Source organism: Pseudomonas sp. JQ170C (assembly GCF_035581345.1).
Classification (GTDB): domain Bacteria; phylum Pseudomonadota; class Gammaproteobacteria; order Pseudomonadales; family Pseudomonadaceae; genus Aquipseudomonas.
Window position 1 is genome coordinate 5,495,857 of record NZ_CP141608.1, and the last position, 25,039, is coordinate 5,520,895.

General features: G+C 62.9%; 24 protein-coding genes. 12 read left to right on the forward strand and 12 right to left on the reverse strand.

From position 1 onward, the window contains the following. Window positions 1–88 precede the first annotated feature (88 nt). The 6 genes from pqqA to U9R80_RS25170 all read left to right on the forward strand — a co-directional run bounded on the left by pqqA (window position 89) and on the right by U9R80_RS25170 (window position 5,236). On the forward strand, window positions 89–160 hold the full coding sequence (gene pqqA, locus U9R80_RS25145) for a pyrroloquinoline quinone precursor peptide PqqA (protein ID WP_008365141.1): 72 nt from the start codon (window positions 89–91) through the stop codon (window positions 158–160). Window positions 161–227: 67 nt separating this feature from the next. Beyond that, on the forward strand, window positions 228–1,139 hold the full coding sequence (gene pqqB, locus U9R80_RS25150) for a pyrroloquinoline quinone biosynthesis protein PqqB (RefSeq protein WP_301842190.1): 912 nt from the start codon (window positions 228–230) through the stop codon (window positions 1,137–1,139). A 136-nt stretch (window positions 1,140–1,275) separates the two neighbouring features. Then, on the forward strand, window positions 1,276–2,031 hold the full coding sequence (gene pqqC / locus U9R80_RS25155; RefSeq protein ID WP_301842191.1) for a pyrroloquinoline-quinone synthase PqqC: 756 nt from the start codon (window positions 1,276–1,278) through the stop codon (window positions 2,029–2,031). Continuing rightward, window positions 2,028–2,303, forward strand: coding sequence for a pyrroloquinoline quinone biosynthesis peptide chaperone PqqD (pqqD, locus tag U9R80_RS25160; RefSeq protein ID WP_274116644.1), 276 nt, complete (start codon window positions 2,028–2,030; stop codon window positions 2,301–2,303). The genes pqqC and pqqD overlap by 4 nt, the downstream gene beginning before the upstream one ends. Next, a complete protein-coding gene (pqqE, locus tag U9R80_RS25165; protein ID WP_301842192.1) occupies window positions 2,275–3,435 on the forward strand; it encodes a pyrroloquinoline quinone biosynthesis protein PqqE in 1,161 nt (386 codons plus the stop codon). Before pqqD ends, pqqE begins: the two co-directional genes overlap by 29 nt. Next, window positions 3,401–5,236 (forward strand): S9 family peptidase, encoded by a 1,836-nt coding sequence (locus U9R80_RS25170; protein WP_301842193.1) that lies wholly within the window; start codon window positions 3,401–3,403, stop codon window positions 5,234–5,236. Before pqqE ends, U9R80_RS25170 begins: the two co-directional genes overlap by 35 nt. 55 nt (window positions 5,237–5,291) lie before the next feature. On the opposite strand, the gene U9R80_RS25175 is transcribed toward U9R80_RS25170, so the two are convergent. Together U9R80_RS25175 and U9R80_RS25180 are read right to left on the reverse strand one after the other, a co-directional pair. After that, complete coding sequence (locus U9R80_RS25175) at window positions 5,292–5,450, reverse strand: YqaE/Pmp3 family membrane protein (protein ID WP_003177654.1); 159 nt, start codon at window positions 5,448–5,450, stop codon at window positions 5,292–5,294. 160 nt (window positions 5,451–5,610) lie between these two features. Next, the gene (locus U9R80_RS25180; RefSeq protein ID WP_301842194.1) at window positions 5,611–6,891 is read right to left on the reverse strand and encodes an aspartate aminotransferase family protein; all 1,281 of its coding nucleotides are present in this window, start codon (window positions 6,889–6,891) and stop codon (window positions 5,611–5,613) included. Window positions 6,892–7,094: 203 nt separating this feature from the next. Here U9R80_RS25180 and U9R80_RS25185 point away from each other — a divergent pair, with 203 nt between their 5' ends. Beyond that, window positions 7,095–8,018 carry a LysR family transcriptional regulator gene (locus U9R80_RS25185; RefSeq protein ID WP_301842195.1) on the forward strand — a complete coding sequence of 308 codons (924 nt, stop codon included), beginning with the start codon at window positions 7,095–7,097 and terminating at the stop codon, window positions 8,016–8,018. Between the two features lie 239 nt (window positions 8,019–8,257). Here the strand turns inward: U9R80_RS25185 and U9R80_RS25190 are convergent, their stop codons facing one another. The 9 genes from U9R80_RS25190 to bioB form a co-directional block, all read right to left on the reverse strand. Further along, window positions 8,258–10,036 carry an acyl-CoA dehydrogenase C-terminal domain-containing protein gene (locus U9R80_RS25190; protein ID WP_301842197.1) on the reverse strand — a complete coding sequence of 593 codons (1,779 nt, stop codon included), beginning with the start codon at window positions 10,034–10,036 and terminating at the stop codon, window positions 8,258–8,260. A 122-nt stretch (window positions 10,037–10,158) separates the two neighbouring features. Continuing rightward, complete coding sequence (locus U9R80_RS25195) at window positions 10,159–11,442, reverse strand: GGDEF domain-containing protein (protein ID WP_301842199.1); 1,284 nt, start codon at window positions 11,440–11,442, stop codon at window positions 10,159–10,161. A 216-nt stretch (window positions 11,443–11,658) separates the two neighbouring features. After that, window positions 11,659–13,464 carry a phenylacyl-CoA dehydrogenase gene (locus U9R80_RS25200; RefSeq protein WP_301842200.1) on the reverse strand — a complete coding sequence of 602 codons (1,806 nt, stop codon included), beginning with the start codon at window positions 13,462–13,464 and terminating at the stop codon, window positions 11,659–11,661. Between the two features lie 267 nt (window positions 13,465–13,731). Further along, window positions 13,732–14,028: a pyrroloquinoline quinone biosynthesis protein PqqE gene (locus U9R80_RS25205; RefSeq protein ID WP_301842201.1), complete on the reverse strand. Its 297-nt coding sequence runs from the start codon at window positions 14,026–14,028 to the stop codon at window positions 13,732–13,734. A gap of 107 nt (window positions 14,029–14,135) precedes the next feature. Then, window positions 14,136–14,816, reverse strand: coding sequence for a dethiobiotin synthase (gene bioD, locus U9R80_RS25210; protein ID WP_301842202.1), 681 nt, complete (start codon window positions 14,814–14,816; stop codon window positions 14,136–14,138). 1 nt (window position 14,817) lies between these two features. Continuing rightward, window positions 14,818–15,642 carry a malonyl-ACP O-methyltransferase BioC gene (gene bioC, locus U9R80_RS25215; RefSeq protein WP_301842203.1) on the reverse strand — a complete coding sequence of 275 codons (825 nt, stop codon included), beginning with the start codon at window positions 15,640–15,642 and terminating at the stop codon, window positions 14,818–14,820. Beyond that, a complete protein-coding gene (locus U9R80_RS25220; RefSeq protein WP_301842204.1) occupies window positions 15,635–16,366 on the reverse strand; it encodes an alpha/beta fold hydrolase in 732 nt (243 codons plus the stop codon). Before U9R80_RS25220 ends, bioC begins: the two co-directional genes overlap by 8 nt. Next, window positions 16,359–17,531 carry an 8-amino-7-oxononanoate synthase gene (gene bioF, locus U9R80_RS25225; RefSeq protein ID WP_301842206.1) on the reverse strand — a complete coding sequence of 391 codons (1,173 nt, stop codon included), beginning with the start codon at window positions 17,529–17,531 and terminating at the stop codon, window positions 16,359–16,361. Before bioF ends, U9R80_RS25220 begins: the two co-directional genes overlap by 8 nt. A gap of 7 nt (window positions 17,532–17,538) precedes the next feature. Continuing rightward, complete coding sequence (gene bioB / locus U9R80_RS25230; protein ID WP_301842208.1) at window positions 17,539–18,597, reverse strand: biotin synthase BioB; 1,059 nt, start codon at window positions 18,595–18,597, stop codon at window positions 17,539–17,541. Window positions 18,598–18,685: 88 nt separating this feature from the next. Between bioB and U9R80_RS25235 the strand changes: the two genes are divergently transcribed. The 5 genes from U9R80_RS25235 (at window position 18,686) to rarD (ending at window position 24,275) form a co-directional block, all read left to right on the forward strand. Then, window positions 18,686–19,423, forward strand: coding sequence for a ComF family protein (locus U9R80_RS25235; RefSeq protein WP_301842209.1), 738 nt, complete (start codon window positions 18,686–18,688; stop codon window positions 19,421–19,423). 61 nt (window positions 19,424–19,484) lie between these two features. Further along, window positions 19,485–20,249 carry a TOBE domain-containing protein gene (locus tag U9R80_RS25240; RefSeq protein WP_301842210.1) on the forward strand — a complete coding sequence of 255 codons (765 nt, stop codon included), beginning with the start codon at window positions 19,485–19,487 and terminating at the stop codon, window positions 20,247–20,249. A 64-nt stretch (window positions 20,250–20,313) separates the two neighbouring features. Continuing rightward, window positions 20,314–22,215 (forward strand): PhoX family protein, encoded by a 1,902-nt coding sequence (locus U9R80_RS25245; protein ID WP_301842211.1) that lies wholly within the window; start codon window positions 20,314–20,316, stop codon window positions 22,213–22,215. A 133-nt stretch (window positions 22,216–22,348) separates the two neighbouring features. Next, the gene (locus U9R80_RS25250) at window positions 22,349–23,323 is read left to right on the forward strand and encodes a serine/threonine protein kinase (protein ID WP_301842212.1); all 975 of its coding nucleotides are present in this window, start codon (window positions 22,349–22,351) and stop codon (window positions 23,321–23,323) included. A 64-nt stretch (window positions 23,324–23,387) separates the two neighbouring features. Beyond that, window positions 23,388–24,275 carry an EamA family transporter RarD gene (rarD, locus tag U9R80_RS25255; protein WP_301842213.1) on the forward strand — a complete coding sequence of 296 codons (888 nt, stop codon included), beginning with the start codon at window positions 23,388–23,390 and terminating at the stop codon, window positions 24,273–24,275. A 211-nt stretch (window positions 24,276–24,486) separates the two neighbouring features. On the opposite strand, the gene U9R80_RS25260 is transcribed toward rarD, so the two are convergent. Next, on the reverse strand, window positions 24,487–25,005 hold the full coding sequence (locus U9R80_RS25260) for a glycine cleavage system protein R (RefSeq protein WP_301842215.1): 519 nt from the start codon (window positions 25,003–25,005) through the stop codon (window positions 24,487–24,489). Window positions 25,006–25,039 lie beyond the last annotated feature (34 nt).

Here is a 25,039-nt window from a genome sequence, read left to right on the forward strand (position 1 = left end):
GCAATCCCGGCTATTGGAACCCCTCACCCGGAGGGTGGACTAAGTAAGTAGCTGCCAAACCCCAGACCTATCCGGAAGGAGTAATTCCATGTGGACCAAACCTGCTTACACTGACCTGCGTATTGGCTTTGAAGTGACCATGTATTTCGCAAGCCGCTGAGTCTGCTTGCGGTACAACGCCTCGGTCAGCCGGGGCGTTTTTATTTCAAGACGCGGCAGGAGTGGCCATGTACATCCAGATTTTAGGTTCTGCCGCCGGTGGCGGGTTTCCGCAGTGGAACTGCAACTGCGTGAACTGCAAAGGCTTTCGCGAAGGTACCTTGCGCGCCACGGCGCGGACCCAGTCGTCGATCGCCCTCTCTGACGACGGCGTCCACTGGGTACTGTGCAACGCATCGCCGGATATCCGTGCGCAACTGCAGAGTTTTGCACCGATGCAGCCAGCCCGTGCCCTGCGCGACAGCGGTATCGACGCCATCGTCCTGCTCGACAGCCAGATCGACCACACCACGGGCCTCTTGAGCCTGCGCGAAGGCTGCCCGCATCAGGTCTGGTGCACCGAGATGGTCCATCAAGACCTGACCACCGGCTTCCCCCTGTTCACCATGCTCAGTCACTGGAACGGCGGGCTTGAGTGGAACCGCATCGAGCTTGAAGGCAGCTTCGTCATCGACGCCTGCCCTAGCCTGCGTTTCACACCCTTCCCCCTGCGCAGCGCGGCGCCGCCCTACTCGCCCCACCGCTTCGACCCGCACCCGGGCGACAACCTCGGGCTGATGGTCGAAGACCTGCGCACCGGCGGCAAACTCTTCTATGCCCCAGGCCTGGGCCAGGTCGACGACAACCTGCTGCAGATGATGCGCGCGGCCGACTGCCTGCTGGTCGACGGCACCCTCTGGGAAGATGATGAGATGCAGCGCCGCGGTGTCGGCACCCGCACCGGGCGGGAGATGGGCCACCTGGCCCAGAACGGCCCGGGCGGCATGCTCGAGGTACTGGAAAGCTTCCCTGTGCAGCGCAAGGTACTTATCCACATCAACAACACCAACCCGATCCTCGATGAAGACTCGGCCGAGCGCGCCGAGCTGGACCGACGCGGCGTCGAAGTGGCCTTCGACGGCATGAGCATCGAGCTGTAGGGCGCTGCAGGAGCGGGCTTGTCCCGCGAACACCGGCCAAGCCGGTGCCATGAGCCACGGTACATGCTTCGCGGGGCAAGCCCGCTCCTACAGGTGGCGCATCATGCCGCGATATCGCATTACAGGAGTCCGCTAAATGAGCGACGCAACGCCGATGTCCCCTGCCGAATTCGAGCAGGCCCTGCGCGCCAAGGGTGCGTACTACCACATCCATCACCCCTACCATGTAGCGATGTATGAGGGCCGCGCCAGCCGCGAGCAGATCCAGGGCTGGGTCGCCAACCGGTTCTATTACCAGGTGAACATCCCGATGAAGGACGCTGCGATCCTGGCCAACTGCCCGGACCGCGAAGTCCGCCGCGAGTGGATTCAGCGCCTGCTCGACCATGACGGCGCGCCCGGTGAAGACGGCGGCATCGAGGCCTGGCTGCGCCTGGGCCAGGCGGTTGGCCTGGACCCGGACCAGCTGCGTTCCCAGGAGCTGGTACTTCCCGGTGTGCGCTTCGCTGTCGACGCCTATGTCAACTTTGCCCGCCGTGCCAGTTGGCAAGAGGCGGCCAGCAGCTCGCTGACCGAGCTGTTCGCCCCGCAGATCCACCAGTCCCGCCTGGACAGCTGGCCGCAGCACTATCCCTGGATCGACCCGGCCGGCTACGCGTACTTCCGCACCCGTCTGGGCCAGGCCCGCCGCGATGTGGAGCACGGGCTGGCGATCACCCTGCAGCACTACACTACAGTTGAGGGCCAGCAGCGCATGCTGGAGATCCTGCAGTTCAAGCTCGACATTCTCTGGAGCATGCTCGACGCCATGAGCATGGCCTATGAACTGAACCGCCCGCCCTATCACAGTGTCACCAGTGAGCGGGTCTGGCACAAAGGAATCGCCCTATGAGTTTCGATCGCGCGCAAATCCCGAAATGGCGCCCGGGCTACCGCTTCCAGTACGAACCGGCGCAAAAGGCCCATGTGCTGCTTTACCCCGAGGGCATGATCAAGCTCAACGAGAGTGCCGCGCTGATCGGCGGGCTGATCGACGGCCAGCGGGATGTGGCGGCGATCATTGCCGAGCTCGACAAGCAGTTTCCTGGTGTACCCGAGCTCGGTGACGACATCGAGCAATTCATGGAGGTCGCCCGTGCCGAACACTGGATCGTCCTTGAGTGAAGTACCGGCCAAGCCGGAAGTCGGCCTGCCGCTGTGGCTGCTCGCCGAGCTGACCTACCGCTGCCCGCTGCAATGCCCGTACTGCTCCAACCCCCTGGACTTCGCCGCCCAGGGCCAGGAGCTGAGCACCGAGCAATGGTTCAAGGTCATGGCCGAGGCCCGGGAGATGGGTGCGGCGCAGCTGGGCTTTTCCGGCGGCGAGCCGCTGGTGCGCCAGGACCTGGCCGAGCTGATCGGCGAAGGGCGGCGCCTGGGCTACTACACCAACCTGATCACCTCCGGCATCGGCTTGACCGAGCAGAAGATCGCAGCCTTCAAGGAAGCCGGCCTGGACCATATCCAGATCAGCTTCCAGGCCAGCGACGAGCAGGTGAACAACCTACTGGCCGGCTCGAAAAAGGCCTTCGCGCAGAAGCTGGAAATGGCCCGGGCGGTAAAGGCCCACGGCTATCCGATGGTGCTGAACTTCGTCACCCACCGGCACAACATCGACAAGATCGACCGCATCATCGAGCTGTGCATTGCCCTTGAAGCCGACTTTGTCGAGCTGGCCACCTGCCAGTTCTATGGCTGGGCGCACCTGAACCGTGTCGGCCTGCTGCCGACGCGCGCGCAGCTCGAACGCGCCGAACGCATCACCAACGAGTACCGGGAAAAGCTCGCTGCCGCCGGCAACCCGTGCAAGCTGATCTTCGTCACCCCGGACTATTACGAAGAACGCCCCAAAGCCTGCATGAACGGCTGGGGCAGCGTGTTCCTAACCGTCACTCCCGACGGCACGGCCTTGCCCTGCCACGGCGCCCGCCAGTTGCCGGTGCAATTCCCCAACGTGCGCGATCACAGCATGCAGCACATCTGGTACGACTCCTTCGGCTTCAACCGTTTTCGCGGTTACGACTGGATGCCCGAGCCGTGCCGCTCCTGTGATGAAAAGGAAAAGGACTTCGGCGGCTGTCGCTGCCAGGCCTTCATGCTCACCGGCGATGCCAGCAATGCCGACCCGGTGTGCGCCAAATCGGCCGAACACGGCATCATCCTCAAGACGCGCGAGGAAGCCGAGCACGCCCAGTTGAACATCGACGAGCTGACTTTCCGCAATGAGCGTAACTCCCGTGTCATCGCCCGTGGTTGAGCGGTTCAGTGCCGAGCAGGCGGTAGCCGCCGGCACCGACTTCGCCGAGTTGCGGGTTGGGCCTCAGGGCCTGTTCTGGAACGAATTTCGCCCCCGCGATGGTGCCTGCAGGATTTGGCACTGGCGCAATGACCAGGCCCATTGCCTGACCCCCGATGGCTTCAGCGTACGCAGCCGGGTGTATGAATACGGCGGCGGCAGTTTCTGCCTGAGCGACAGCGGCCTGGTGTTCGTCAACGAGGCCGATCAGCAGCTCTACACCCAGGACCTGACCGGTGGATTGCCCCAACCGCTCACCCAGGGGCAATGCCGCTATGGCGACCTGCGCTGGGCCAACGGGCAAGTGCTGGCCGTGGAAGAAACCCATACCGCCGAGCAGGTCGAGCATCGCCTGGTGGCCATCAGCGCCAGCCAGCGCGAGGTGCTGGCCGAAGGTGCTGACTTCTATGCATCGCCCACGCTCAGCGCCGATGGCACGCGACTGGCCTGGGTCGAGTGGAGTCGCCCCGAGCAGCCCTGGACCGCCACCCGCCTGTTCTGCTGCGAGCGCGTGAGTGACGGGCAATGGACGCCGCCACATTGCATCGCTGGCGACCTCGGGCCGGCGCAATCGCTGCAGCAACCTCGTTTCGATGATCGTGGCCGCCTGTATTGCCTGTCTGATCACAATGGCTACTGGCAACCCTGGGGCGAAACCGCACAGGGCTGGTCGGCGTTGCCTGCCGCGCAGGCCGACCATGCCGCAGCGCCCTGGCAACTGGGTGCCAGCACCTGGCTGCCCGTGGCTGAGCAGCATTACCTGGCGACCTGGCTTGAAGACGGCTTCAGTCGCCTGGGTGTGCGCCATGTCGATGGCACGGGAGAAAACATCGAGGTCGGCTACAGCCGCCTGCGCTGTCTGGACCTGGATCAGGACCACCTCTACGCCATTGCCGCCTCACCGGTCAGCCCACCCGCCGTCATTGCCATCAACCGCCACAACCACCAGGTGCAGGTGTTGGCCGGTGGCGTACCGCCGTTGCCGGCCGAACGCATCAGCCAGCCGCAGTCCCTGCGCTACAGCAGTGGCGACGGCATCGCACACGGTTTTTTCTACCCGGCCATCGGCGCAGCAGAACGCCCGCCGTTGGTGGTGTTCGTCCACGGCGGCCCGACCTCGGCCTGCTACCCGGCGCTCGACCCTCGCATCCAGTACTGGACCCAGCGCGGCTTCGCCGTGGCCGACCTGAACTACCGGGGCAGCAGCGGCTATGGCCGCGCGTACCGCCAGGCCCTGCACCTGCGCTGGGGCGAGATTGATGTCGAAGATGCCTGCGCGGTGGTCAGTTACCTGGCCGAACGCGGGCTGATCGACCCGGCCCAGGCCTTTATCCGCGGCGGCAGCGCTGGTGGCTACACCACACTTTGCGCCCTGGCGTTCCACAACGTCTTCCGTGCCGGCGCCAGCCTCTATGGCGTCAGCGATCCCCAGGCCCTGGCGCGGGCCACACACAAGTTCGAGGGTGACTACCTGGACTGGCTGATCGGCGACCCGCTCAAGGATGCCGAACGCTACCGGCAACGCACACCGTTGCTGCACGCGGCGCAGATCAAAGTGCCGGTGATCTTCTTCCAGGGCGAACTGGATGCCGTCGTGGTCCCTGAACAGACCCGTTCGATGCTGGCTGCGCTCAAGGCCAATGGCATCCGTGCCGAAGGACATTTCTACCCTTCGGAACGCCATGGATTTCGCACGGCGGCTAATCTGGCGCATGCGCTGGAGGAGGAGTGGAAGTTTTATCGGCGGGTGCTGGACAGTTAGGCCTCTCGCGGGGCAAGCCCGCTCCTACCGGAGCGGGCTTGCCCCGCGGTTTCGCTTATCGTTTGGCGATGATGTACACCGCATGCACGATCCCCGGGATGTACCCCAGCAGCGTCAGCAGAATGTTGAGCCAGAAGGCGCCGCCGAAGCCGACCTGCAGGAAGACGCCCAGCGGCGGCAGCAGAATGGCGATGATGATGCGGATAAAGTCCATGGGCAGCTCCCTTCAGTGATGTACAACAACTGACTGTAGCGCTGCGCCGGGGTTCAACGCGTCATGCGTGGACAAAAAAACGCCCCAGGCCAAAAACTTCAGGCCCGGGGCGATGCGCAGGAACGCGAGACGGTTCGGTTACTTCACTGAACGTGAGAAATCAGGCAGTGGCTTCACGCCGCTGGTGTTGCTGTGCCGCGTGCACGCGGGCAAAGGCCCGGGCCAGGCGCAGGAGCATTTCATCGATGTTGCCCTTGCTCACCGTCAGTGCCGGCGAGAAGCGCACTACATCCGGTTGAGGGGCATTGAGCAGCAAGCCTTCCTGGAGGGCGGCCTTTACCAGCTCGTCGGCGTTGTCTTCGCTCAGTTGCAACGCCCACAGCAGGCCCTGGCCGCGTACCTGGTTCTGGGCATAGCGACCGGCCAGGCGGCTCAAGCCATCGCGCAGATGCCGACCGGAATCCCGAACCTGCTCGAAAAAGCCCGGTTCCAGTACGGTTTGCAGTACGGCGAGGCCTGCCGCACTCATCAGCGCATTGCCGTGATGACTGCCCTCAAGCTCACCCGCTTCAGCGCAACAGGCACTGCCACGGGCCAGCAAGGCCGCCAGTGGCACGCCGCCACCCAGGCCCTTGCCCAGGGTGATGATGTCGGCGCGCACGTCGTAGGTTTCTTCGGCCAGCAGCGCCCCGCAGCGGCCGACACCGGTCTGCACTTCATCGAGAATCAGCAGAATCCCGAGTTCGCGGCACAGGCGTTCGACACCTTTGAGGTACTCCGCCGTGGCGGGAATCACCCCGGCCTCTCCCTGGATCGGTTCCAGCATGATCGCTACGGTGCGTGAGTCGACCGCCGCATGCAGCGCGTCGAGATCGTTGAAGGGCACCTTGCTGAAGCCCGGCAGCCCCGGCTCGCACCGGTTGCACGGCGACGGGTCGGAGGCCGACAGCGCGCCCAGGCTGCGACCATGGCAGCTCTGGCTGGCGGTAATGATGTGGTAGGCGCCGTTGCGATGCAGTTGCCCCCACTTGCGCGCCAGCTTGATCGCCCCTTCGCAGGCTTCGGCACCGCTGTTGAGCAGGTAGGCCTGGTCGCTGCCGGTACTCTCGCACAGGCGATTGACCAGGGTCAGCAAGCCACGGTTATGAAAGCCCGCACCCGGATTGATCAGCGCCTGGGCCTGGCCGCTCAAGGCCTTGACCAGCACGTTGGGGCTGTGGCCCAGGCTGTTGACCGCGCAGCCCTGGGTGAAGTCCAGGTAGGCATGGCCTTCGCTGTCCCACAGCCAGGAACCCTGGCCACGCACGAACACCTGGGGCGCACGCTCGGTAGCGGGCATCAGGCAGTCGCGAGACAGCTCTTCGCTGGCTGGCCGCGCCACTGGCGCGACCTTGCGCTCGGCCACGACCTGCGCCGAGCGCCGCAAATTGAAAAGGTTCATGGGTGAAGCGCCTCCGGCGACAGGCAAAACGGGCGTGAAGTGCCCCGCCACGTTTTTTTGCCTTTCCTATGTAACCGCAATCCAACGTACACGGTATTCATCGCGCCTTCTGGCCCTGTAAACCTTGTGAATACGGGATAGACTAGGCTTCTTGCAGGCCAACGGCCATTTGGTTTTTCGAGCTTTTTTGATAAGTATTTCTTATGGATTTTCGCCAACTGCGTTATTTCGTCGCGGTGTATGAAGAGGGCCATGTCGGCCGGGCTGCCGAGCGGCTGTCGTTGTCGCAACCGGCCCTCTCGCAGCAGATCCGCCAACTCGAACACAGCCTGGATGTCAGCCTGTTCGAGCGCGGCAACAAACGCCTGTTGCCCACCCTGGCCGCGCACACTTTGTACAACCACGCCCTGCCCTTGCTCGACGGCCTGCAGCGGGCTCGCGAGGCCCTGCGCAACTTCAAGGGCCAGTCGCTGCGCACCCTGGCCATTGGCGTTTTGCAAACCGTGCGCCCGAGCCTGGTGCCACAGCTGCTCGACCGGGTGCGCAAGGCACAGCCGCATCTGGTGGTACAGATCTACGAGCTATCGGGCCTGGAAATCGAACGGCGGTTGCTCAATGGCAGCCTGGATATCGGTATCAGCTACCTGCCGCCCCGCCAGCCCGGCCTTCACGGTTTGCTGCTGTATGAAGATGAGTTGCAGCTGGTAATCCCCAGCTCCCACCCTCTGCGTGAATTCAAGAAAGTCTCGCTCAAGCAGGCGGCAGAACTGCCCATGCTGCTGCTCGGCGAAGAGTTTCAGGTGCGGCAGATCTGGCAGACGCAACTGGCCAACCTCGGGCGGCGTCCACAGGTGCAGGCCGAGATGAACAATATGGGCGGGATTCTCGACAGCCTGGCGCATACCTCACTGGCAACGGTGTTGCCGGGACGGGCCAAGGAAGTGGTCGAGGACGATCAGGAGCTGCTCTGGAAGCCCCTGAGCGAACCACGGGTGCCGTTGAAGATAGGCCTGGTGTTTCGCGATGCGCAGCGCCAGCAGGCGTCGGTGGAGCTGCTGCGTACACTGCTGGAGGAGGAAGCCGATCCCCGTCAGATCGGGGTGTCGCCGCTGGATGTGCTGGGCTGATGCAGCCTGGCACTTTTCTTCAGGCAAAAGAAAACCCCGCCGAAGCGGGGCTTTGCAGACTATTTCCCTGACATCCATTTCGCCCCGCCACCCTGGCAGGAATCCTTCGTGTCCATGTTCTGTACAGTGCGCTTCCTGCGCGACGTCCATGTAAGAAGATTAACTGTGGATCCAATCTTCCGATAGAGGCGAAAAGTCACCGCGTTGTGTAGGAAAAAGCTTACAAACTCCAAACCCTGTTAAAACTGGGCTGCCTCTAGCAGGTACAGCGACTCGCTACCGGCTTTTACCGAGGCGCTGAGCGAGTGGATACGCGGCAGCAAACGGTCGAAGTAGAAGCGTGCAGTGCCCAACTTGCTGGCGTAGAAATCATCCTCGCCCTGCTTGGCCAGCGCCGTGCGGGCCATCAGTGCCCACATGTAGGCATAGGCGGTGTAGCCGAACGCCTGCAGGTACTCCACCGACGCAGCGCCGATTTCGTTCGGGTTGTTCTTGGCCCGGTCCAGTACCCAGGCGGTGAGGTCGTCGAGGTTGTCCAGGGCGGCGTTCAGCGGTTTGACGAACGCTTCCAGGTCGGCATCGGCACTGGCGGTGAAATGGCGAATCTCGTCGGCGAACAGCTTGTACAGCGCGCCACCGCTACCGACCACCTTGCGCCCCATCAAGTCCAGTGCCTGGATGCCGTTGGTGCCTTCGTAGATCTGGGTAATGCGCACATCACGCACCAGTTGCTCCTGGCCCCACTCACGGATGTAACCGTGTCCACCGAACACTTGCTGGCCGTGTACCGCCGACTCGAGGCCAAGGTCGGTCAGGAACGCCTTGGAAACCGGAGTCAGCAACGCAACAAGCTCTTCAGCACGCTTGCGGGTAGTGGCGTCTTCGCTGTACTTGGCGGTGTCCAACTGCATGGCTACGTAGGTGGAGAACGCACGGCCGCCCTCGTTCAACGCCTTCATGGTCAGCAGCATGCGACGCACGTCCGGGTGGACGATGATCGGGTCGGCAACCTTGTCCTTGGCTTGCGGCCCCATGGGTGCGCGGCTTTGCAGACGGTCGCGGGCGTATTCGATCGCGTTCTGATAGGAGCGCTCCGCCGTGGCCAGGCCCTGGATACCGACACCAAGGCGCTCGTAGTTCATCATGGTGAACATCGCCGCCAGGCCTTTGTTCGGCTCGCCGACCAGATAGCCAACGGCCTCATCGAAGTTCATCACGCAGGTAGCCGAGGCCTGGATGCCCATCTTGTGCTCGATCGAACCGCAGTTGGCCGGGTTGCGAGCACCCAGGCTGCCATCGGCGTTGACCAGGAACTTGGGCACCAGGAACAGCGAGATCCCCTTTGGCCCAGCCGGTGCATCCGGCAGCTTGGCCAGCACCAGGTGGATAATGTTCTCGGTCAGGTCGTGTTCACCGCCGGTGATGAAGATCTTGGTGCCGCTGACCTTGTAGCTGCCATCGGCCTGGGGCTCGGCCTTGGTGCGAATGATCCCCAGGTCTGTACCCGCATGCGGCTCGGTCAGGCACATGGAGCCTGCCCAGACACCGGCATACATGTTCGGCAGGTAGGTTTCCTTGAGTTCATCGCTGGCGTGGGCGTTGATCGACAGGCACGCACCGGCGGTCAGCATCGGGTACAGGCCGAAGGCCAGGCTCGACGAATTGACCATTTCCTCGACCTGGGCCGAGATCACCTTGGGCATGCCCATGCCACCGTAGGCAGGGTCGCCGCCTACGCCCACCCAACCGCCTTCGGCGTAGGTTTTGTAGGCGTCGATGAAGCCTGCGGGGGTGCGCACTGCACCGTTGTCCCAATGGCACCCTTCTTCATCGCCGCTGCGGCTCAGTGGCGCGATGCTCTTGCCAGTGACCTTGCCGGCCTCCTCCAGCACCGCCAGGGCGGTCTCTTCATCAACGGCTTCGGCCAGGCCGGGCAATTGTGCCCAGAGCTTGGATACCTCGAAGACTTCATTGAGGACGAAGCGCATATCGCGCAGGGGCGCTTTATAGTCAGCCATGGCAACCTCTCACACTTGAGTCGGGACGGTCCTACAGGACCGTTTCACTGTTTTGAAGTCAGTGTACCCGAACAACTTTTGCGAGACATAGGGTCATCTAGCGACCAAATAGTCACTTACAGTCACACAGTGCGTACCGCGCCCCGCTTGGCCTGATGACCATGGGCCATGACGCAGTTGCGCCCCGCGCCCTTGGCGCTGTAGAGCGCCTGGTCGGCCGATTTGAGCACTTCGTCGGGTGAGCGGTGATCTGCCAGACGCTCGCTGACGCCAATGCTGATCGTCACCGACACACTGGACGCCGCCGATGCCCCACGCCGCTGCCGCCCCTGGTAATCGTCGTGGGGCCGGCTGTCCTGGTTCCGCAGTTGAATGTTGTAGTTGGCAATCACCTCGCGCACCGCCTCCAGGTGCGGCATGCACTCCTCGATACTCTTGCCGGCGAACACCAGGGCAAATTCCTCGCCGCCATAGCGGTAGGCACGACCGCCACCGGTCACCTTGGACAGCTTGCTGGCCACCAGGCGCAGCACCTGGTCACCGACATCGTGGCCGTGGGTGTCGTTGAATTTCTTGAAGTGATCGACGTCGGTCATTGCAAGCACATAGTTGCGCCCCAGGCGCTGCATGCGCTCGTTGAGGGCGCGGCGACCCGGCAGGCCGGTCAGCTCATCGCGAAAGGCCATTTGATAAGCCTCATGAGAAACCGCCGCAGCGATCATCAGCATCACCTGGCTGCACATGATGTTCAGGGTGAACGGCAGGATGAAGGTTTGCGGCAGCATCCAGAAAATCCCGATCAGGCCAATGATCTGCGCGGCATGCAGAGGCCTGGGCTCGCGCAGGTACTGCACCACCAGCACCCCGAAGGCAATGAAGAACACGGGATAGGCCAATTGGATCAGGCTCATCCACTGGCCATGCAGCGACGGCCAGCGGATCTCCGCCAGCCAGCCGAGCAGCACCTGTGGGTAACTCTGCTCCAGCCCCAGCGCCACGCTCCCGACCGCCAGCAATACGGCGAAGCGCGCGACCATGTCCTGGAACAAGTGCGTGCGTTCCTGCCAGGCGCTGTACAAGGTGAACATCAGGGGCAATAGCAGGCAGACCAGGTGGAAGACCACCGCGGCATCCTCGCGTACCCGGCCGTTGTCCCGGTAGAAATCGGTCTGGGTATCGAGCAGGTAATAGGCGATGTACACCGTGACCATCAGGAACAGTTCGCGCTGGCGGCGATAAACGGCGCAGTAGGCGCCGCCCAACAACAGGACCAGGGTAGGCAAGACATTGAACAGCGACGTGAAGAAGACGCTGAGGTCCCTCACATAGGCGGCCGCGAGCCCCGACACCAGCAAACAGACGGATGGCAGGAAGTGGCTCGGGCGTACAGCGGATAAACGAAACAAGGGTAATCTCCGACCCGGCAGATCAATAATGGCATTGTGCCTTTAATGTGTCGGCAGCGCTCATGAATAGATGAGCGCCATTGTCGGAGTAGGCGTGGGTTTGACCCGCGAGCGGGTCTGGCAGATGTACTGCAATCGCGGGGCGAGCCCGCTCCTACAGATGCAAAAAAAAACGCCTGCCGGTGAGGGCAGGCGTTTTCGCTACAGCGCTGTGACTCAGTACGAGAGACCGAAGTGCTCTTCGTTCATGTCCATCAGGTTGTTGGCACCCGACAGCATGGTTGCTACGTGAGTGCGGGTACGCGGCAGGATGCGCTGGAAGTAGAAGCGCGCGGTCTGCAGCTTGGCGGTGTAGAAGGCTTCTTCGCTGGTGCCGGCAGCCAGTTTCTCGGCAGCCAGGCGTGCCATGTCGGCCCAGAAGTAGGCCAGGCAGGCGTAGCCGGAGTACATCAGGTAATCCACCGAAGCGGCACCGACTTCTTCGCGGTCTTTCATCGCAGCCATGCCGACCTTCATGGTCAGCTCGCCCCACTCTTTGTTCAGTTGGGCCAGCGGTGCAACGAACTCGCTGATGGCTTCGTTGCCTTCGTTACCCTGGCAGAACTTGTGCACGATCTTGGTGAAGCCCTTGAGCGCTTCGCCCTGGGTCATCAGCACTTTACGGCCGAGCAGGTCCAGCGCCTGGATGCCGGTGGTGCCTTCGTACAGCATGGAGATACGGCTGTCGCGAACGTTCTGCTCCATGCCCCACTCGGCGATGAAGCCGTGGCCGCCATAGATCTGTACGCCGTGGTTGGCCGCTTCAAAGCCGACTTCAGTCATGAAGGCCTTGGCGATCGGCGTCATGAACGCCAGCAGTGCGTCGGCTTTCTTCTTCTCTTCTTCGTCCTGGCTGTACTTGACGATGTCGACCTGCTTGGCAGTGAAGTAGACCATGGCACGGTTGCCTTCGGCGAAGGCCTTCATGGTCAGCAGCATACGACGTACATCCGGGTGCACGATGATCGGGTCAGCGGCTTTTTCCGGTGCTTTCGGGCCAGTTAGCGAACGCATTTGCAGGCGGTCGCGAGCGTATTTCAGGCCACCCTGGAACGCTACTTCAGCGTGGGCCAGGCCTTGCAGCGCGGTACCCAGGCGAGCGGTGTTCATGAAGGTGAACATGCAGTTCAGGCCTTTGTTGGCCGGGCCGATCAGGTAGCCGGTAGCCGCGTCGAAGTTCATCACGCAGGTAGCGTTGCCGTGGATGCCCATCTTGTGTTCGAGGGAGCCACAGGACACCGCGTTACGCTCGCCCACGGTGCCTTCGGCGGTCGGCAGGAACTTCGGCACGATGAACAGGGAAATACCTTTGGTGCCAGCCGGTGCATCGGGCAGGCGGGCCAGTACGATGTGGACGATGTTGTCGGCCATGTCGTGTTCACCGGCCGAGATGAAGATCTTGGTGCCGGTGACTTTGTAGGAACCGTCAGCCTGAGGTTCGGCCTTGGTGCGCAGCATGCCCAGGTCGGTACCGCAGTGTGGCTCGGTCAGGCACATGGTGCCGGTCCACTCGCCGGATACCAGCTTGGTCAGGTAGGTCTCTTGCTGCTCGGCGGTGCCGTGCTCGGAGATGGTGTTCATCGCGCCGTGAGACAGGCCTGGGTACATGCCCCAGGACCAGTTCGACTCACCGACCATTTCGCTGACCGCCAGGCCCAGCGACTCCGGCAGACCCTGACCGCCGTGATCGACGTCATGGGCCAGGCTCGGCCAGCCGCCTTCGACGAACTGCTTGTAGGCTTCCTTGAAACCGGTCGGGGTCTTAACGCCCGACTCGCTCCAGGTGCAGCCTTCCAGGTCACCCACACGGTTCAGCGGAGCCAGTACCTGTTCACAAAACTTGGCGCCTTCCTCGAGGATGGCATTCACCATGTCTGGAGTGGCGTCCTGGCAAGCCGGCAGGCTCTGATAGTGCGCTTCGTAGCCGAGCAGCTCGTCACGAACGAAGCGAATATCACGCAAGGGGGCTTTGTAATCAGGCATAGCGATGAACCTCGACTGATGAATCCTGGATAGGGAGACCGCGATATACCGACCAGCTCTAGGCGGCTTTCGGTCAAACAGTTGTTTGAAACATACGTTTACGCCGAAAACTTGTCAAGCATCAACCAGAGGGCAGTTCTGCCATGCCAGACTGCGCGATCGTCGTGGAAAAAATGCCTGAAACAGGCAGCCGGGCGCCCACCTGCAAGGCCAGGGCACTGATACACAAAGATTAGTTGAAGGCTCGCAGCGTGTGCGGCGGGAGGTTCAGGCGTAGGTGTCGATCAGGGTGCCGAGCATTTCGTCCGATGCTTTGGCCAATTTGACACCTATTTCGACCTGATGCTTGCCCAGGGCCATTTCCACGTTGCTGGTGGCCAGGTCCATCTGCTGGCTGCGATCGACCGCGCGCAGGCGCTCGGCCTGATAGTCGCTGGACTGGCTGGTGGCGGAACGCTCTACGGTGGTGTTGGCGATCTGGCTGGCGGCTTGATCGACCCGCTGGTGCCCGGCCTGCATTGCGCCAAGGCCGGCATAAAACACTGAGCTGCCCGAGATTTCCATGTCAAAACTCCCTGTCGCTGAAGGCGAACAGCCCCCATTGAAGCAAACCTTGCGGTAAAAGGCCCGTTGAAATCAGTAATGGCATGTAGCCACACGATAGACGCGGGCTAGTCCAGCAAATCCAGCTGCAAGTGCTCTGCCACCAGTTCTGCCGACGCCTGCTTGAGCTTTGGCACCCGTCCAAGGCACGGTGCCGGCAACCGCTCGGCAAGGCTGGCGAGGTTTTCCTCCAGGCGCGAAGTGCGCGGATCGACAATATTGGCCACCCAACCGGCCAATTGCAGACCGTCTCGGGCGATGGCCTCGGCGCTCAGCAATGCGTGGTTGATACAGCCCAGGCGCACACCCACCACCAGAATCACCGGCAGCTTCAAGGCAATAGCCAGGTCCGACAGATTGGCCTCGCCCGACAACGGCACACGCCAGCCACCGGCCCCCTCGATCAGGGTGAAGTCCGCTCCCTGCTCCAGAATCTGGCGCATGGGCGCCAACAGCGCTGGCACACTCAACGCCACACCCGCCTCGCGGGCCGCCAGGTGCGGCGCGATTGCAGGCTCGAAGGCGAAGGGATTGACCTGTTCATAGGGCAGCTTGTGCGAACTCTGCGCGATCAATGCCAGCGCATCGTCATTGCGCAGCCCCTTGGCCGTGACTGCGCATCCTGACGCCACGGGCTTCGCGCCCAGGGTGCTCAAGCCCGCTTGTTGCGCGGCATACAGCAACCCTGCGGCAATGGTGGTCTTACCGACGTCTGTGTCGGTGCCAGCGATGAAATAGGCTGGGCTCATCTCACTCCCCTTCTAGCAACGGCTTTTGCAGTACACCGTAGACCACTTGATAAGTGGCGGGCAGTCCTTGCGCCTGACGAAACTGTTCGTAGGCTTGCAGCAAACCCTGCATCCGCGCCCGTCCGGTCAAACCGGCAGGACGCCCGGGGTTGAGGTTGTGCGCGCCCAGGGCCTTGAGTTCATGGGTCAGGCTGCGCACGTCAGGGTAGTACAGCACATGGGGCCGGGCCTCCAGGCTCAGCACCTGCAACTCGCTCTCGGCACACAGGCGCTGGTAATCGGCCATTTGCCGAAAGCGGTTCACATGCACCAGCCCATCCACCGCCTGCCAACTCTCGCGCAGCTCATGCAGGGTGCCGACGCACAGGCTGGCAAAGGCCAGCACGCCGCCCGGCTGCAAGGCTCGATGAGCCTCGGCAAGTACTGCACGAAAGTCTGAACACCACTGCACTGCAAGGCTGGTAAAGATCAGCTCGACCCCCGCATCGCGCAACGGCAGACGCTCGGCATCACCAGCCACATGGTAGTGCGCCCCGCCCAGTGTTCGTGCGTGCTGGAGCATGCCTTCCGCGATGTCCACGGCAATGCCGCTTGCCTGTGGAAAACGTTGTTGCAAGGCGCGGCTGAAGCACCCCGTGCCACTGCCAAGATCCAGCCACCGCCGGGGTTCCAGGGCTGCGGGCAACTGCTCAAGCAATCGGTTGCCCACCGCCCGCTGCAATTCAGCGACGCTGTCATAGCTGGCTGCTGCGCGGGAAAACGAGGCCGCCACCTGACGCTTGTCGGGCAGTGCACCGGGCAAGCCCGGTAGAGAAAGATCAGTCATCGCCACTCTCATGTACAAAGGCCTTGATTGCCGCCGCCAGCTCATGAGGTGTTTCCATCACAAAACCATGAGCACTGTCTTCCAACAGCCCGACTTCCACGTCAGGCAGTTCTTCCAGCAATACCCCGGCAACCTCGGCCGGCACCAGCCCGTCGCGCCCGGCAAACAGGTGCAACTGCGGGCCGCCGTAGGCTTGCAATGCCGCCCGGGTGTCGAGCTTGCCAAGCACTTCGAGCCCGGCCACCAACAGCTCTGGCGCAGGCTCCGGCAGGCTGGCGCCAAGCAGGCGCGCCAGGCTGCGAGGCTCTTCTGCCCCCTGGCTGCACAGCGACACAAAGCGCTTGAGGGTGACCTGGGTGTGATAGCGGCAACCTTCAAGAAAGGTCTGGAAGGTGTCTACCGCCATGCCGTGAGGCCAATCCGCGCGGCTGACAAAACTGAGGTTGCTGCCCAGGGTGATCAGGCCGCGGCAGTCATCGCCACGCCGTGCGGCCAGTTCGGCGGCGAGCATGCCGCCCAGCGACCAGCCGCCCAGCCAGACATTGCGTGGCAACTGGCGGTCCAGCTGATCGAGCCAGTCCTTCGGGTCATGGGAAGCAAGGTTCGGCAGGGCCTGGATCTCGACCCGCAATCCCGGGTCAATGGCGCGCAGGGATGCCACCAACGGCTGCAACGCAGAACTACCCAGGCCCCAGCCTGGCAACAGAATCAGGTGATTACGCATCAGCAGGCTCCAGCAGCGGATAACAGTCAGCCAATGCATCCAACAATAGCTGCACCTGCGCCTCGCTGTGCGCCGCGCTCAAGGTCACCCGCAACCGCGCGCTGCCTGCCGGTACGGTCGGCGGGCGGATCGCCGTCACCAGCAAACCGCGCTCGCGCAGCATCTGCGACAGACGCAAGGCCCGGCCACTGTCGCCAATCAGGATCGGCTGGATCGGCGTGAAGCTGTCCATCAACTGCAGGCCGATCTGTTCGGCGCCGGTGCGAAACTGCTGGATCAGCGTCGCCAGGTGCTCACGCCGCCAATGCTCGCTGCGCAGCAGTTGCAGGCTGCGCAAAGTAGCGCACGCAAGGGCCGGGGGCTGGCTGGTGGTATAGATGTAGGGACGGGCGAACTGGATCAGGCACTCGATCAATTCTTCGCTACCCGCCACAAATGCCCCGGCAGTACCGCATGCCTTGCCCAGGGTACCGATCAGCACCGGCACCTGTTCGTGGCTCAAACCGAAATGCTCGACGATCCCGCCGCCATTGCGGCCCAGGGTGCCAAAGCCGTGGGCGTCGTCGACCATCAACCAGGCATCTCGCGCCTTGGCCGTGGCCGCCAGCGCCGGCAGATCGGCGATATCGCCGTCCATGCTGAACACCCCGTCGGTGACCACCAGGGTGTTGCCCACCGCCTTGTCCAGGCGGTTGGCCAGGCTGGCCGCGTCGTTATGCAGGTAGCGATTGAAGCGCGCCCCGCTGAGCAGCCCGGCATCGAGCAGCGAGGCGTGATTGAGACGATCCTGCAGCACCGTATCGCCCTGGCCGACCAGCGCCGTCAGGGCGCCGAGGTTGGCCATGTAGCCGGTGGTGAACAGCAGCGCACGCGGGCGGCCGGTCAGTTCGGCCAGCGCTTCTTCGACCTCGTGATGGGGGGTGCTGTGGCCGATCACCAGATGAGAGGCCCCGCCTCCCACACCCCAGCGCTCGGCACCGGCGCGCCAGGCGGCAATCACCTCCGGATGATTGGCCAGCCCCAGGTAATCGTTGCTGCAGAACGCCAGCAACGGCTGGCCGTCCACCACCACCTGCGGGCCCTGGGGGCTCTGCAGCAAGGGGCGCTGGCGATACAGGTCAGCGGCGCGGCGTTGTTCCAGCCGCGCGCGAAGATCAAAGGCCATGGCCGCCTCAGGCCGAGACGGCGTTATAGAACAGCTCGCTGCTCTTCTGCTCGATCAGGGCCTGCTCGATGGCAGCCTGATGAACTTCGTCGGCATGCTCTTCGCGCGCTTCAGGCTGGATGCCCAGGCGGGCGAACAGCTGCATGTCCTTGTCGGCTTGCGGGTTGGCGGTGGTCAGGAGTTTTTCGCCGTAGAAAATCGAGTTGGCGCCGGCGAAGAATGCCAGTGCCTGCATCTGCTCGTTCATCGCCTCGCGGCCGGCCGACAGGCGCACATGAGATTTGGGCATCAGAATCCGGGCAACGGCGAGCATGCGGATGAAGTCGAACGGATCGACCTCCTCGGCATTCTCCAGCGGCGTTCCGGCGACCTTGACCAGCATGTTGATCGGCACCGACTCCGGATGCTCCGGCAGGTTGGCCAGCTGGATCAACAGGCCCGCGCGGTCGTCCAGCGACTCGCCCATGCCGAGGATCCCGCCCGAGCAGATCTTCATGCCCGCATCGCGCACATAGGCCAGGGTCTGCAGGCGCTCGCTGTAGGTGCGGGTGGTGATGATGCTGCCGTAGAACTCTGGCGAGGTGTCGAGGTTGTGGTTGTAGTAGTCCAGCCCGGCTTCGGCCAGGGCCTGGGTCTGTTCCTGGTCGAGCTTGCCCAGGGTCATGCAGGTTTCCAGGCCCATGGCCTTGACCCCTTTGACCATCTGCAGCACGTAGGGCATGTCTTTGGCCGAAGGGTGTTTCCAGGCGGCGCCCATGCAGAAGCGGGTGGAACCGATGGCCTTCGCCCGGGCCGCCTCTTCAAGGACCTTCTGCACTTCCATCAGCTTCTGCTTTTCCAGCCCGGTGTTGTAGTGGCCGGACTGTGGACAATATTTGCAATCTTCCGGGCAGGCGCCGGTCTTGATCGACAGCAAGGTGGAGACCTGGACGCGGTTGGCGTCGAAGTGCGCGCGATGCACGGTTTGCGCCTGGAACAGCAGGTCATTGAACGGTTGCTGGAACAGCGCCTTGACCTCGGCCAGGTTCCAGTCGTGACGTGTTGTTGCAGTTGTGCTGGCGCTCATCGGCGGTTCCTTGTTTAGGCTTTGTCTGGCGCCGGTACAGGAAACCCGCCAGCGCATCACGGTTAGTTCGCATAGTTAAGGAAGCCCGATGCGCTGTCAACCACGACTCAAAAACATGGTTTACAAGTGGTTAAATAGTAACCATATCTGCTTGCTGTGCAATGAACCCGCCGAACAGCCATACCCGCTGTGCGTCGCCTGCGAAGCCGAACTGCCCTGGCTGCAGGACGGTTGCCAGGTCTGCGCCCTGCCCTTGCCCATGCACGGCCTGACCTGCGCCGAGTGCAGGCGCCGCGCTCCGGCCTTCTTTCGGGTCGAAGCCCCCTGGCATTACGGCTTTCCGCTGGATGCCCTGATCAGCCGGTTCAAATACAACAGCCAGTGGCCACTGGGGCATCTGCTGGCCCAGTTGCTCGGCCGCTGGCTGTGCTATCGCTACAGCGAAGACTTGCCGCGTCCGGCGTTGTTGCTCCCGGTGCCCTTGGCCCGACGTCGTTTGCGCCAGCGCGGCTACAACCAGGCGGCAATGCTGGCGAAATGGCTGAGCGGCCACACCGGCATCGCCTGCAATGAGCAGGTGCTCAAGCGCGTGCTCGACACACCGGCCCAGCAAGGCTCGAAAGCCCGGGCGCGCAAACGCAACCTGCGCCAGGCCTTTGTCGTCGCCAATGCCCAGGCAATCGAAGGCCGCCACCTGGCCTTGGTCGACGATGTACTGACCACCGGCGCCACCGCCCAGACCCTGGCCAGCCTGCTGCTCAAGGCCGGTGCTCGGCGGGTCGATGTCTATTGCCTGGCGCGCACGGCCAAGCCCGGCAGCGCTTGACTTGCCGCCGGGGTGCGGGCACTTTTCACGCTCGACAATTCCTGCATGCCAGCCATCACTCATGTCCTTGCCCGCCCTGCTCACCCAGCACATCGTTCGCCGCCCGCAGCGTATTGCGTTGCTGCAGCACATCGCCGAACAAGGCTCGATCACCCGTGCCGCAAAAAGCGCCGGCATGAGCTACAAAGCGGCCTGGGATGCCATTGATGAGCTCAACAACCTGGCCGCCAAACCGCTGGTGGAACGCAGTGTGGGCGGCCGTGGTGGCGGCGGGGCAAAACTGTCGCAGGAAGGCCAGCGGGTGCTGCGCCTGTACCAGCACTTGCAAGCCCTGCAGACACAGATTCTGGAAGCCGCCGAAGACGCCAGCGACCTCGACTTGCTGGGCCGTCTGATGCTGCGCACCAGTGCGCGGAATCAGTTGCACGGGCAAGTCAGCGCAATTGAGGCACAAGGGCATTACGACCGGATTACCCTGGCCCTGGCGGGCGACTTGAGCATCGATGCGCTGATCACCCGCGACAGCACCCAGCGCCTGGAGCTGACCCCGGGCACCACGGTGGTGGCCTTGATCAAGGCCGGCTGGCTGAACTTGCTCAGCCCGCAGGAACAACCGCTGGAGGGCTACAACTGCCTGCAAGCCAAGGTCGAGGAACTGCTCGACAACGCGCCCGACCCCACCGAAGCCCGCCTGACGCTGTGCAACGGCCAGACCCTGTGCACCTTTGCCGAACCCGCCTGGCTCAAATCTCATGGCGTTGCCGCCGGCAGTGATATTCGCGTCCAGTTCCAGCCGTCCTACGTGCTGATCGGCACACCGTTATAAAAACCGACACAAAACCGTCACAACCCCTGACTAAGGTGACTGCCTAAACCGCAGGAAGCCTGTCATGAACCTATTAGAAGAACACCAGCACACTGACCTCGAACAGCTGGTCAACCTCAGCCGTCGCCGTTTCATCGGAGCCGGCGCCTTGTGCGGCGCCGCCCTGTTCCTCAGTGGCAACCTGCTCAGCCGCAGTGTCATGGCCGCCAGCGTAGACGCCGCCAACAGCAGCCTGCTTGGCTTCACCAGCATTCCGGCGGCGACCGCCGACAGCATCAGTCTGCCGCCGGGCTACAAAGCCTCGGTGCTGATCAGCTGGGGCCAGCCCTTGCACACCGACTCGCCGGCCTTCGATGTGTCTGGTCATGGCAGCGCCAAAGCCCAGGAACTGCAGTTTGGTGACAACAACGACGGCATGAGCCTGTTCCCCTTCCCGGGTGACGACAACCGCGCGCTGATGGCAATCAACAACGAATACACCAACTACCGCTACCTGTTCGCCCATGGCGGTCAGCCCACTTCGTCGCAAGACGTGCACAAGGCCCAGGCGGCCGAAGGCGTCTCGGTGATCGAGGTCAAGCGCAGCAACGGCCAGTGGCAATTCGTCCAGGGATCGCCCTACAACCGGCGCATCCACGGCAACACGCCCATTCGCGTCAGTGGCCCTGCCGCAGGCGATGCCTTGCTCAGAACCGCCGCCGACAACAGCGGCCGCAAAGTGCTGGGCACCTTCCAGAACTGCGCCAACGGCAAGACGCCGTGGGGCACCTACCTGACCTGCGAAGAGAACTTCACCGACTGCTTTGGCAGCAGCGACACCGCCCAGGTGTTCGATGCCGGGCAAAAACGCTACGGCGCGACAGTGACCGGCAAAGAGGTGGGCTGGCATCAACACGACCCGCGCTTTGACCTGGCAAAGAACCCCAATGAACTGAACCGCCATGGTTGGGTCGTGGAAATCGACCCGTTCGATCCGGACTCGACCCCGATCAAGCGCACCGCCCTGGGCCGCTTCAAGCACGAGAATGCCGCGCTTGGCGAAACCCGCGACGGCCGTGCAGTCGTCTACATGGGCGACGATGAACGCGGCGAGTTCATCTACAAGTTCATCAGCCGCGACCGCATCGACCACAAGAACCCCAGCGCCAACCGCAACCTGCTCGACCACGGCACCCTGTATGTCGCCCGCTTCGACGATGGCGACAGCAACGCCGATCATCCGCGTGGCAAAGGCCAATGGCTGGAGCTGACCCACGGCAAGAACGGCCTGATCGCCGCCAATGGCTTTGCCAGCCAGGCCCAGGTACTGATCCACGCCCGCCTGGCTGCCAGCCAGCTCAAGGCCACGCGCATGGACCGCCCGGAGTGGATCGTGGTGAGCCCCAAGGATGGCCAGGTCTATTGCACCCTGACCAACAACGTCAAACGCGGCGAAGAAGGCCAACCCGCCGGCGGCCCCAACCCGAGGGAGAAAAACCTCTACGGGCAAATCCTGCGCTGGCGTGAAACCGAAGACGACCACGGCGCCATGAGCTTTGACTGGGACCTGTTCGTGGTCGCCGGCAATCCCGCCGTGCATGCGGGCGACGCCAAGGGCGGATCAAGCAACATCAACCCACAGAACATGTTCAACAGCCCGGATGGCCTGGGTTTCGACGCCGATGGCCGGCTGTGGATTCTCACCGACGGCGATTACAGCAATGCCGGCGACTTCGCCGGCATGGGCAACAACCAGATGCTCTGTGCCGACCCGGTGAGTGGCGAGATCCGCCGCTTCATGGTCGGCCCCGTGGCCTGTGAAGTGACCGGCATCGCTTTTGCGCCAGACCAGCGCACCTTGTTCGTCGGCATCCAGCACCCTGGCGAAACCGGTGGTTCGACCTTCCCGGATCACCAGCCCAACGGCAAGCCACGTTCATCGGTCATCGCCGTCAGCCGTGAAGACGGCGGTATCGTCGGCACCTGATTGCCCCGCACAAAACCTTTGTAGGAGCGGGCTTGCCCCGCGATATCGCTATCGCGGGCCAAGCCCGCTCCTACAAAAATGTGCGGTACCATGCCTGCATGATGCGGCCACCTGCCGCACAGCAGGAGCGAACATGTCCCACCCCTTTGAAACACTTACCCCCGACCTGGTCCTCGACGCCGTCGAGAGCATCGGCTTTCTCAGCGATGCCCGCGTGCTGGCACTCAACAGCTACGAGAACCGCGTCTACCAGGTGGGCATCGAAGGGAGCGAGCCGCTGATTGCCAAGTTCTACCGCCCGGATCGCTGGACCGATGCGGCAATCCTCGAAGAGCACAGCTTTACCGCCGAACTGGCTGAATGCGAGGTGCCTGTGGTGGCGCCACTTATCCACAACGGCGAAACCCTGTTCGAGCACAGCGGCTTTCGTTTTACCCTGTTCCCCCGCCGCGGCGGCCGCGCACCGGAGCCGGGCAACCTGGACCAGCTCTATCGCCTCGGCCAACTGCTGGGGCGTTTGCATGGAGTCGGCGCCACGCGCCCCTTCGAGCACCGTGAAGCCCTGGCAGTGGATAACTTTGGCCATGCCTCACTGAACACCCTGCTAGAAGGCAACTTCGTACCCAAGAGCCTGCTGCCCGCGTTCGAGTCGGTGGCCCGCGACCTGCTCAAGCGGGTCGAAGCTGTCTATGCCAGTACCCCGCATCAAAATATCCGCCTGCACGGTGACTGCCACCCCGGCAACATGATGTGCCGTGATGAGGTGTTTCACATCGTCGACCTTGACGACTGCCGCATGGGCCCCGCCGTTCAGGACCTGTGGATGATGCTCGCCGGTAGCCGCCAGGAACGCCTGGGCCAGTTGGCCGAGTTGATGGATGGCTACAACGAGTTCCACGACTTCGATCCACGAGAGCTGGCCTTGATCGAGCCGTTGCGCGCCCTGCGCCTGCTGCACTACAGCGCCTGGCTCGCACGCCGCTGGGACGACCCGGCGTTCCCTCGCAGCTTTCCGTGGTTTGGCCAGGAGCGCTACTGGGGCGATCAGATACTTGCCCTGCGTGAGCAGATGGCTGCCCTGGATGAAGAGCCACTGAAATTGTTCTGAAGCGCGGGCCAGACTGTCTACAATAGCCACTGCTTTTAGTTAGCTGCCTAAGCAAGGAATCTGCATGCATGCCGCCAACCCGCGCCGCGGGTACATCCTGGGCCTGAGCGCCTACATCATCTGGGGCTTATTCCCGCTCTACTTCAAAGCGCTGCAAAGCGTACCCGCCGTAGAAATCATCGTTCACCGGATACTCTGGTCGGCCCTGTTCGGCTCACTGTTGCTGTTGGTGTGGAAGCACCCGGGCTGGTGGCGTGAACTGCGCGACAATCCCAAGCGCCTCGCCATCCTGGCCTTGAGCGGCTCGTTGATTGCCGGTAACTGGCTGACCTATGTGTGGTCGGTGAACAATGGCCGCATGCTCGAAGCGAGCCTGGGCTACTACATCAACCCACTGATCAATGTGCTGCTGGGCATGTTGCTGCTCGGCGAGCGCCTGCGACGGTTGCAATGGGTGGCGGTAGGTCTGGCGGCAGCGGGTGTGGCGCAGCAGGTCTGGCAGGTGGGCAGCTTGCCCTGGGTTTCACTGATACTGGCGCTGAGCTTCGGCTTCTACGGCCTGATCCGCAAACAGGCGCCGGTAGCGGCCCTGCCTGGGCTTGTAGTGGAAACCTGGATGCTGGTGCCCCTGGCCATCGGCTGGCTGCTGCTCAACCCCTTGGCCGCCAGCGCCCAGCCAAGCTTCTACAGCACCACCGAAGCGCTCTGGCTGATGGCTGCAGGGCCAGTCACGCTGATCCCGCTGGTGTGTTTCAACGCCGCCGCCCGTCACCTGCCCTACACCACCCTGGGGTTCTTGCAATACCTGGCACCCACCCTGGTATTGCTGCAGGCCGTGCTGCTGTTTGGTGAACACTTGTCGAGCAGCACCCTGGTTGCCTTCATGTTTATCTGGGCGGGCCTGGCTCTCTACAGCGTCGATGCCTGGCTGAGTTTGCGCCGGCGTAGCTGATCAAAAAACGTACAAACCTTTGCAGGCCACGTAATCCGTGGCCTGCAGCAACCTCTCCCAAGGTTATCCACACCCTCATCCCCGCGCTTTGTGCACAAGCCACTGATTATTGGTGGTTTTTTGCTCAATTGCCGCAAAGCCACGGCCCGCTTGGGCTGGCGTCGGCTTCCCCCAGCTTATCCACAGGCCGGTCCCCGGCAAACCGGGATAACTATTCTTCAGGGCGCAGCTTGAGTTCCACCATCAAATCGTCGGCCAGCGCCTCAAGCTTGGCCTGCAGGCTGTCCAAGGACAACGTCAGCGGCATGGCCAGCAAGGCATCGGCATGGAACAGCGGTTCGCTGCTCATCGGTGCCGGCCGCACATCGGTGGTAAAGCGCTCCAGGTTGACCCCTTGCTCGGCCAACAGGCGGGTGATATCGCGCACGATGCCGGGGCGATCGTTGCCTACCAGTTCCATTGCAATCGGCTTCCAGGTGCAGGACGGCTCGATGCCGCTTTCGGCGATCAGCACGCGAATGTCGTACTTGCCCAGGGCCTGCAGCGCCTCGACCAGTTCGTCATACGACTCCGCCGGCACCGCCACTCGCAAGATCCCGGCAAATTGCCCGGCCATGCGCGACATGCGACTCTCCAGCCAGTTACCGTTATGCTCGGCAATGCACTCGGCGATACGCTCGACCTGGCCTGCCTTGTCCGGGGCGATTACTGTCAATACGAGATGATCCACGCGCCTTACCTCTGCTGGTTGCCGTTCGGACGCC